The organism is Enemella dayhoffiae, assembly GCF_002250625.1.
Taxonomy (GTDB): Bacteria; Actinomycetota; Actinomycetes; order Propionibacteriales; family Propionibacteriaceae; genus Enemella; species Enemella dayhoffiae.
In genome coordinates this window covers 1-8,228 of record NZ_NMVQ01000020.1, presented here as the reverse complement: position 1 = coordinate 8,228, position 8,228 = coordinate 1, and the positions used below count along the sequence as shown (strand labels likewise).

The following is an 8,228-nucleotide window of genomic DNA, read 5'->3' as shown; positions in this document are numbered from 1 at the left end:
CACCAGCAACACCGAACGTGCCGCCGCACTTGCCCCTTGGCTCGAGCACTACAACACTGAACGATGCCACAGCGCACTCGGAGGCAAACCACCGATCAGCCGGCTACCAACCTGATGGCCGGGTACACCTAGTTGCGGTGGTGGATAAGAGCGCAGGTGCGCTCATCCCACGGTCAAGGGCACAAGTCCTCCACTCGGTCTGCACCATATTCGCGCGGTTGTCGCGACGCAGCGAAGATTGCACACCCAGGGCGGTCAGTGCGGGGCGCCTACGGGCTGAGTCCGTAGGCGGTTCACCGGCGAGCGAGAACCTGCTCCCGCAGGATGTCTGCATGGCCACAGTGCTGAGCGTGCTCCCTGAGCACATGGAGCTGGATCCACCGCAGGCCCAGCGGCATCGAGACTACTGAGCCACGGATATCTTGGGGCGACCCAATGGACTGAACTTCTCGACGTTCGGCAATAGGCGGGGAGGTAATCATGTCCATTGACAGCTTGCTTCGCCAGCCGACCCCCTCTGAACGCACGACGATGAATCCAGCGATGAAATTCTGCTCGCCGAAGATTTCGTCACAAAGGATCTTAAGGTTGGCCTGCTCGTTATCATCGATACTTACGAAGATGACGCCATCCTCCGCAAGTAGTTCCTTCGCGAGCTCCAGTCGTGGATACATAAGTGTGAGCCAGGCTGAGTGCGATGACCTGCCTTGGAGCCCTAGCTGTTGCTGGCCAGGGGGTTGTTGACGTCCTGGAGTTGGTCAGGGCCGAGCGACGCGCTCGAGAAGGGCGAGGAGCGTGGCGCATTCCTTCCGGGTCAGGTTGCCGAACACGGCATCTTGGACCTCGACGATGGTGTCAGCCAAACGTTTGGCCGTCCGCTGGCCATCGCTGGTAAGCGAAACCAGTTGACGGCGCCCATGGCTGGGATCTTTGGCCCGGGAGACCAAGCCGCGGTCTTCGAGTGCTCGGACAGTGTGAGTGACGTCTCGGGGGTCCAGGGCCGCAGCTGCACCGAGATCCGTCTGGCTCAGCTGGTCAGCAGGGGCAAGCGCCGACAGACACCGATACTCGTACCCGTTGACGCCCTCTTGTGCAAGCAGTGCCTGAAGCACTTGGTGCGACCTGGTCGCAGCCGAGCTCAAAACCCAAGTGGGCAGGGAGTTGAGATCTGGCGGCATGGCGTTGCCTCCTGTTGGTGATACCAATACAGTGTTGGTTACACCAACATCCTAGGAGAACTGATGTCATCTGCGCGCCCCTTGCCCACCGTGATCGGACCTACCGAGAACGCCTTGCGTGCGCTTCTGGCCCGGGCCTTGTCGTCAACCCTGATCCCCGGCTATTCGGCTTGGGTTGTCATCAATGCCGTGAGTGCTGCGGGGCCGGGCAACACCTGGCGGGAGCGGACGGCAGACGGACTCAAGGCAAACCCGGACGACCTTGAGGCCGTGCTCGACGAACTTCGCTCCGCAGGACTGGTCGACGGCGAGGTGCTGACCGCGAGGGGGGCCGACGAGCTCACCGCCGCGCGAGCGGCGGTAACTGAAGCAACCCGCGGCCTTCTCGAGGGAATCGACGAGGCCCAGCAAGAGACGACGCGCCAGGTACTCGACGCAATCCGACGAAAGGCGGAGGAGCTGCTGAGCGCGTGAACCGGATGAACGACCTGACGCGGGCGTCCCGTGGCCACCAGGAGGGTACGGGAGTGGGGCTCGTGCTGTTCGGTGCCGTTGAGGTATCCGATTGACCGTCACGCATCGCAACGCCCCGCTGACGCCTGAAGGTCGTCGACGACTCATTGAACGGACTCGCACCAGGCCGATCGCGCACGTCGCTGCCGAGATGGGGATCTCCCGTGCGACGGCCTCGAAGTGGGTCAACCGGTACCGGCGCTTTGGAGAGCTCGGCCTGGTCGACCGCGCGTCTACTCCTCACCATCAGCCCACGGCCACTGACCCCGAGGTCGTGACTCGAATCGAGGACATGCGGCGCGCCCACAAATGGTCCGCATCTCGAATCACCTTCGAGCTCCAAATGGACGGGTTGACGATCAGTCGCCGTACGGTGACCCGCCACCTCGCGGCGCTCGGCCTCAACCATCGCCGGTTCATCGACCCCAACGGCGAGAACAACCGCGAGCCACAGAAGATCGTCGCCAGACGGCCCGGGCACATGGTCCACATCGACGTGAAGAAGGTCGGACGCATCCCCGACGGCGGAGGCTGGCGCACCCACGGCAAGAACAGCGACCACGCCCGACAGGTTACGCGCCGCAAAGGCAAGTCGGAGCGCGGCGGCTACGTCTACCTGCACTCCGCCATCGACGGGTACTCCCGCCTCGCCTACACCGAGGCCCTGGAGGACGAGAAGGCCGTCACAGCGGTCGCGTTCATGCGCCGCGCTCGGGTCTGGTTCGCCGCCCACGGCATCACCCACATCGAACGGATCGTCACCGACAACGGAGCCTGCTATCGAGCTGAAGCCTTCGCCCGAGCCCTGTTCGGGTCCCGGCATCAACGGATCACGCCCTACACGCCACGCCACAACGGGAAAGTAGAGCGCTACAACCGGATCATCTCCGAGGAGTTCCTCTACGCCCGTACCTGGGTCTCCGAAGACCAACGCCGAGAAGCCCTTGGCGTGTGGAACATCCACTACAACTACCATCGGCCACACAGCGCCGCCGACGGAGAACCACCAGCGTCACTGCTGCCGACCGGCGTAAGTAACGTGCTTGCCTCCTACACCTAGCACCCTCTCGGCTTCATCCTCGCCAAGACCCACCTTCTCGACCAGGTCCTTTGGCGTGAAGCCGAAGTCGTCGGCATAGACGAAGCCATCGGACCCCGTGTTGTACGACGGATCGATGTGGATGCACTTAACCTTGCCCGCGTACGACCGCACCAGATGCTTGAGTGCATCGAGGTTATCCCCGACGATGTACAGGTTCTCGGAATCCGCGTTTACGGCCGAAGCACTGTGTTCGACATCGGGAACCACCACCGTCTCGGTCCTAGTCGAGGTCAGGTACTTGGCGTACGACTTCCCCAAGAACTTGAGCTCGTAGCCTTCGCGCGTCATCGACACGTCCGCGGAACTCAGCGCCTCTTGAAGGCGATCGAGCCTGAACTCGCCGTCCTTGTCGAAGTACTCCGGCAACGCCGCGCGGAGGCGTTCTAGCTCGAAATCGTTCGGTTTCGTCGTCTCGTTCGCGTCGTGCGCGTCCCTGATCACTTCTTGCTCCCAGACGTAAGCCCTGTCCTGAACTCAACCACGTCACCGTCCTGCATCACGTAGTCCTTACCCTCGAGGCGCATCTTGCCGGCGGCCTTGGCCGCCTGCTCGGAGCCGGCGGCGACCAGGTCCTCGAAGTCCACGACCTCGGCCTTGATGAACCCCTTCTGGAAGTCGGTGTGGATCACTCCGGCGGCCTCGGGAGCGGTCGCGCCCTTGCGGATCGTCCAGGCGCGAGCCTCCTTGGGACCCGCGGTCAGGTAGCTCTGCAGCCCCAGCGTCTCGTAACCGACCCGGGCCAGCACGTCCAGTCCCGGCTCGTCGATTCCCATGTCGGCGAGGAAGTCCTTCGCCTCGTCGGGTTCCATCTCGGCCAGCTCGGACTCGATCTTGGCGTCCAGGAAGATCGCCTCTGCCGGTGCGACGAGCGTACGCATCCGCTCCTTCAGGCCTTCATCGGCCAGTTCGTCCTGGTCGCAGTTGAAGACGTACAGGAACGGCTTTGCGGTGAGCAGGAACAGCTCGCGCAACGGCTCAAGGTCCAAACCCGCCTGATAGATCCCGCGACCGGAGTTGAGCACCTCCAGCGCCTCCTGCCATACCTGGAGCTTGGGCTGGGAATCCTTCTTGATCCGAGCCTCCTTCTCCAACCTGGGCAAGGCCTTCTCGAGGGTCTGCAGGTCCGCCAGGATCAGCTCGGTGGTGATCGTGTCGATGTCGTTGCCCGGATCGACCTTGCCGTCCACGTGCGTCACGTCGGCGTCGGTGAACACCCGGGTGACCTGGCAGATCGCGTCGGCCTCGCGGATGTTGGCGAGGAACGCGTTGCCCATCCCCTCGCCCTGGGAGGCGCCCTTGACAATGCCGGCGATGTCGACGAACGACACCGTCGCCGGGATGATCGCCTTGGAGCCGAAGATCTCCGCGAGCTTGTGCAGCCGCGGCTCCGGAACGCCGACCACACCGACGTTCGGCTCGATCGTCGCGAACGGATAATTCGCCGCGAGCACGTCGTTGCGCGTGAGCGCGTTGAACAGGGTCGACTTGCCGGCATTGGGGAGTCCGACGATTCCGATGGTGAGTGCCACGGCGAGCCAGCCTACTCGGCGTACGCCGACCCGGGGAAACTCACGCCCGCCACACCCACAACCCCTCGACCGCGTCGGGGCGGAAACCGAGCGCGTCGTTGATCGCCAGCATGGGCGCGTTCTCGTCGGCGTTCCAGGTCCACACCCGGCGTACTGCTGGATGCCCGGCCCGTAGTTGGAGGAGGTTCGCCGCCTTGATCCGCATCCCCAACCGGTGCCCGCGGTGATCTGGCCGGACCAGGGTGTCCTCCTGCCATGCCACCTCGGGCTTTTCCTGCGGCATTCCGAGATACGTGTGTGCCACGGGCTCACCCGTGTCGGTGTGCACAGCGACGGTCCACAGGTCGGTCTGCCCACCGTCGGCATGGCGAGAATCCAACGCCAGCACGCGTTCGGCATCCCAGCGCTCGGCCTCCATCGGCAGGTCACCCTTCGGTACGTCGGTGGACATCCGTCCGCGCAGCATCGCCATCGGCTCGCGCAACGGTTCCGGAGTGATTCCCTTCCACTGCACCAGGTGGTACGCCGCAGAGTGCGGCTCGGCGTCGCTCAACTGGGCCCCGAGATCCGGGGAACCGTCGAGCCGGAGCAACCCGGCCCGCTCGACCTGATCGAGCAGGAATCCGTTGTCCAACAGCCAATTCGCGGTCGCGTCGCGCTGCACCCGACCCGATCCGGTCACCGGGATCACCGGGTCCGGCCCGGTCTCCAGCGATGAGGTCGTCCACACCGACACCGCGGTCCGCCCCTCGGCGGACAGCACCGGCTGCAGTTCCGACCAGAGGGTGCCGAGCACCGCCGCCGGGTCGGCGTCGGGGTCCACACACGGCTCGAGGTCGGCCAGGTGCAGGTTGTCGGCGAGCGAGAGCCCGAGCTGGACCGAGCCGACGACCCGATCACCGTCGCGCGCGAGGAACAGGCGTTGGCGTACGCTCGGCAACTCGCGCAGCTGATGCGCCAACCCGAGCGGTCCGTGCTGGAAGTCGTCGTGCCCGAACTGGGCCTCACCCCACCGCCGCCACAGCTCGACCACCTCGACCAGGCCGGGATGCGGGCGGCCGTCGATCAGGTGGGGGGTGATCTCCTCGATCTGCATGCAGCCAGCCTGCTCACCGTCGGCCAGCCGGGCAACCGGTTTTCGTCCGGCCCGACGTACCCCCACCTCCGGGGCCGCTTACCCCGGCGCACGGTCAGTGGCGTTTCGCCTACCGTGGAGGGATTCAGTCCCGACGAAGGAGCGCACCATGAGCGAGCACACCTACCAGACCGTCGAGCTGGTCGGCTCCTCCCCCGAGGGTGTCGACACGGCGATCGAGAACGCGATCGAGGTCGCCAACCAGAAGTTCGGCGACCCCAGCTGGTTCGAGGTCGTCTCCACCCGTGGCCACATCGAGAACGGAAAGGTGGGGCACTACCAGGTCACCCTCAGGGTCGGGTTCCGCCTGGCCGAGTGAAGCGGGCGGCGGCGCCTCAGGCACCCGCCCAGAACGCCTGCAGCGCGCGGGTGAGGAAGTAGAGGTCGTCCACGCCGGCCATCTCGCGGATCGAGTGCATGCTGAGCAGCGGAATGCCGACGTCGACGGTGGTGATGCCCAGCCGGGTCGCGGTCAGCGGCCCGATCGTCGAGCCACACGGCAGCTGGTTGTTGGACACGAACTGCTGCAGTGGTACGCCCGCCACCGCGCACGCGCGCCGCCACAGCATTTCCCCCACCGCATCCGAGGCGTACCGCTGGTTGGCGTTGATCTTCAGCAGCGGCCCCTCGTTGAGCAGCGGCCGGTGCACCGGATCGTGGTGGCCGACATAGTTGGGGTGCACCGCGTGGCCGGCGTCGGCGGAGATGCAACTCGAGCGCTGCAGCATCTGCCGATATTCCTCCGGTCCGGCGCCGAGCGCGGTGGCGGTGCGCAGCAGGACGTCCTCGAGCAGTGGTCCGCAGGCACCGGAGCGGGTTCCGGAGCCGACCTCCTCGTGGTCGAAGGCGGCCAGCACGGCGATGTCGTCGGCGCTGTCGTCGGTGTTCAGCAGGGCGATCATCGAGGCGTGCACGCTGGACAGGTTGTCCAGTCTTCCGCAAGCCAGGAAGGAATCGTCGGCACCGAACAGCTTCGGCTTGGCGGTGTCGAAGGCGACGAGATCGTGTCCGGCGACCTGGTCGCCGGTCAGCCCGTCGGGGAAGCGACCGTCCTCCACGAAGTCGGTCACCAGGTCCAGCACCTGCAGGTCGGGCCGGCGGACGCTGAAGATCGGCTGGGTGTGCACCTGCTTGTCGAGCCGCAGCCCCTCGTCGTTGACCGAACGGTTCAGGTGGATCGCCAGCTGTGGGATCCGCATCACCGCGTCGGTCCTCGCCAGCACCTGCTCCCCGCGCCGGGTCACCACCCGCCCGGCGATGCCCAGTTCGCGGTCGGTCCAGGAGGCGATCAGCGGACTGCCGTAGACCTCCACCCCGACCTGCTGCCATCCGGCCGCACCATAGGTGGGGTCGGGCTTCAGCTTGAAGGTGGGCGAGTCGGTGTGCGTGCCGACGATGCGGAAGCCGGAGCGTACGCCGCCGCCCTGCGGCACCCGCCACGCCACCACCGCTCCGTCGCGGACCAGATAGTGCCCGCCGGGGCTGGCGTCCCACTCCTCGCTCTCCACCTGCTCGGTGAAACCGGCCTCGGAGAGGACCCGGGCCACCTCGGCGGCGGCGTGGTAGGAGCTCGGCGAGGCCACCACGAAGGCGGCCAGGTCGGCGACGTGCTTGTGCGAGTCGGCGTGCGGCATGCCCTCATCAAACCACTGGCTGTGACTCGGGCACAGGGCGTTTGCGCCGCCGATCGGTCAGCCAGGTGATCAGCAGCGCCACCGGGCAGAGCAGGAAGGCGATGGCGAAGACCGGGTACGCCCAGTCCAGGTCACCAGCGACCCCCATCCCTTCGGCGGCCTGAACTGCCGCCAGGTGCTCGGCTCTGTCTGAGGTGAAGGTGACCCCGAGCGCCAGAATCGCTGCCCAGATCACCAGCGAGACCACGAACCACCACCAGGTGGGCCGGATCAGGATGCCCAGCGCCCACCACAGCAGGAGCGCCAGCACCACCACGAGACCGAGCAGCTGAGTGGGTGGCCAGGACCACACCTCATTGACCCCTTGCGGGCTGACCGAGTGCCCGGCGACGTGCGGGCCGAAGCTGAGCACGGTGAGCACCAGCGCACCGCCGAGCAGTGCGATCGACCAGCGGACGCAGGCGTGGAGCACGGTGCAGACGATCAGGGCCACACCGGCCCGGGCGATCGCCGCGCCGTCCCCGATCACATAACCCGGGCACCCCTGCTCGCCGGCAGAACACCCGGGCAACTGCGGCAGACCGCTCAACCGACTCCGCACCAAGCCGAGTTGCGCCCCGTAGGCCAGCCCCCAGGCCAAGAGCGCGGCCACCCCTGCGGCCAGCGTGATGATCCGCACCAGTCGGTGCCGTGGCCTTCCACTGGTCGCCACACATGCCTCGGCCAGGATCGCCGCGGTCGCCACGCTCACCACGAACAGCGTGGCGCGGATCGGGGCGAAGGAGAACAACGGCACCGCCAACTTCCCGCCCGGCGCGGCGGGGGTGGAGATCGCGACAGTCCACAGGCGCAGGGCGAGGAACGCGGCCGCCGTCGACAACCCGCCCAACAGCACGGCCCAGAGGTGTTTCACCCGGCCGATGGTAGTGAGAACCGGTGTCGCCGGAGCGGCGGTCGGACATTGTCAGACCCCTGCTGCAAGATCAAGGACATGGATGCCACCGCACTCGTTCTGCTCGTGATCGGCCTCGCCCTCGGTGCCGCCGGGGCGTGGTTCGCGCTGCGCTCGCGCGGTGTGGCCGGCGCCGCCGACCAACGGGCCGACGCGGCGGCGGCGCGGGCCGAGGCCGCCGATGC

11 protein-coding genes and 1 pseudogene are annotated in these 8,228 nt (G+C 66.4%); 4 read left to right on the top strand and 8 right to left on the bottom strand.

Features of this window, described 5'->3' with window-relative positions:
• The coding region (locus CGZ93_RS10845; RefSeq protein WP_141211006.1) for an integrase core domain-containing protein at positions 1-115 on the top strand (115 nt) is incomplete at its 5' end.
• Positions 116-293: 178 nt separating this feature from the next.
• On the opposite strand, the gene CGZ93_RS19770 is transcribed toward CGZ93_RS10845, so the two are convergent.
• The 3 genes and pseudogenes from CGZ93_RS19770 to CGZ93_RS20100 all read right to left on the bottom strand — a co-directional run bounded on the left by CGZ93_RS19770 (position 294) and on the right by CGZ93_RS20100 (position 1,178).
• The gene (locus CGZ93_RS19770) at positions 294-398 is read right to left on the bottom strand and encodes a mycothiol transferase (protein WP_267489730.1); all 105 of its coding nucleotides are present in this window, start codon (positions 396-398) and stop codon (positions 294-296) included.
• A gap of 120 nt (positions 399-518) precedes the next feature.
• A pseudogene (locus tag CGZ93_RS19765) lies at positions 519-701 on the bottom strand (DNA methyltransferase); the annotation flags it as partial.
• Between the two features lie 57 nt (positions 702-758).
• The gene (locus tag CGZ93_RS20100) at positions 759-1,178 is read right to left on the bottom strand and encodes a MarR family winged helix-turn-helix transcriptional regulator (protein ID WP_407643942.1); all 420 of its coding nucleotides are present in this window, start codon (positions 1,176-1,178) and stop codon (positions 759-761) included.
• 63 nt (positions 1,179-1,241) lie between these two features.
• Here CGZ93_RS20100 and CGZ93_RS10830 point away from each other — a divergent pair, with 63 nt between their 5' ends.
• Both CGZ93_RS10830 and CGZ93_RS10825 read left to right on the top strand, forming a co-directional pair.
• Positions 1,242-1,652, top strand: a complete 411-nt coding sequence (locus CGZ93_RS10830) for a hypothetical protein (RefSeq protein WP_094364157.1) — start codon at positions 1,242-1,244, stop codon at positions 1,650-1,652.
• Positions 1,653-1,743: 91 nt separating this feature from the next.
• Positions 1,744-2,751, top strand: a complete 1,008-nt coding sequence (locus CGZ93_RS10825) for an IS481 family transposase (RefSeq protein WP_141211180.1) — start codon at positions 1,744-1,746, stop codon at positions 2,749-2,751.
• Here the strand turns inward: CGZ93_RS10825 and CGZ93_RS10820 are convergent.
• Genes CGZ93_RS10820 through CGZ93_RS10810 form a run of 3 tightly spaced genes read right to left on the bottom strand, consistent with a single transcriptional unit; the run spans position 2,704 to position 5,418 of the window.
• Positions 2,704-3,234 (bottom strand): hypothetical protein, encoded by a 531-nt coding sequence (locus tag CGZ93_RS10820; RefSeq protein WP_229117370.1) that lies wholly within the window; start codon positions 3,232-3,234, stop codon positions 2,704-2,706. The genes CGZ93_RS10825 and CGZ93_RS10820 overlap by 48 nt on opposite strands.
• Positions 3,231-4,322, bottom strand: a complete 1,092-nt coding sequence (gene ychF / locus CGZ93_RS10815) for a redox-regulated ATPase YchF (RefSeq protein WP_094364155.1) — start codon at positions 4,320-4,322, stop codon at positions 3,231-3,233. The genes CGZ93_RS10820 and ychF overlap by 4 nt, the downstream gene beginning before the upstream one ends.
• Positions 4,323-4,362: 40 nt before the next feature.
• Positions 4,363-5,418: a GNAT family N-acetyltransferase gene (locus CGZ93_RS10810; protein WP_094364154.1), complete on the bottom strand. Its 1,056-nt coding sequence runs from the start codon at positions 5,416-5,418 to the stop codon at positions 4,363-4,365.
• Positions 5,419-5,566: 148 nt separating this feature from the next.
• On the opposite strand from CGZ93_RS10810, the gene CGZ93_RS10805 reads away from it, so the two are divergent.
• On the top strand, positions 5,567-5,776 hold the full coding sequence (locus CGZ93_RS10805; RefSeq protein ID WP_094364153.1) for a dodecin: 210 nt from the start codon (positions 5,567-5,569) through the stop codon (positions 5,774-5,776).
• Between the two features lie 16 nt (positions 5,777-5,792).
• Here CGZ93_RS10805 and CGZ93_RS10800 read toward each other — a convergent pair whose 3' ends face one another.
• On the bottom strand, positions 5,793-7,091 hold the full coding sequence (locus CGZ93_RS10800; RefSeq protein ID WP_094364152.1) for a M18 family aminopeptidase: 1,299 nt from the start codon (positions 7,089-7,091) through the stop codon (positions 5,793-5,795).
• 7 nt (positions 7,092-7,098) lie between these two features.
• Positions 7,099-8,004, bottom strand: coding sequence for a hypothetical protein (locus tag CGZ93_RS10795; RefSeq protein ID WP_094364151.1), 906 nt, complete (start codon positions 8,002-8,004; stop codon positions 7,099-7,101).
• Between the last annotated feature and the right edge of the window lie 224 nt (positions 8,005-8,228).

What these genes read in the sequence shown, in the direction of transcription:
- CGZ93_RS20100 (WP_407643942.1), bottom strand. Translation starts at nt 1,178, where the DNA reads ATGCCGCCAGATCTCAACTCCCTGCCCACTTGGGTTTTGAGCTCGGCT.
- CGZ93_RS10805 (WP_094364153.1), top strand. Translation starts at nt 5,567, where the DNA reads ATGAGCGAGCACACCTACCAGACCGTCGAGCTGGTCGGCTCCTCCCCC.
- CGZ93_RS10830 (WP_094364157.1), top strand. Translation starts at nt 1,242, where the DNA reads ATGTCATCTGCGCGCCCCTTGCCCACCGTGATCGGACCTACCGAGAAC.
- CGZ93_RS10810 (WP_094364154.1), bottom strand. Translation starts at nt 5,418, where the DNA reads ATGCAGATCGAGGAGATCACCCCCCACCTGATCGACGGCCGCCCGCAT.
- CGZ93_RS10800 (WP_094364152.1), bottom strand. Translation starts at nt 7,091, where the DNA reads ATGCCGCACGCCGACTCGCACAAGCACGTCGCCGACCTGGCCGCCTTC.
- CGZ93_RS19770 (WP_267489730.1), bottom strand. Translation starts at nt 398, where the DNA reads ATGCCGCTGGGCCTGCGGTGGATCCAGCTCCATGTGCTCAGGGAGCAC.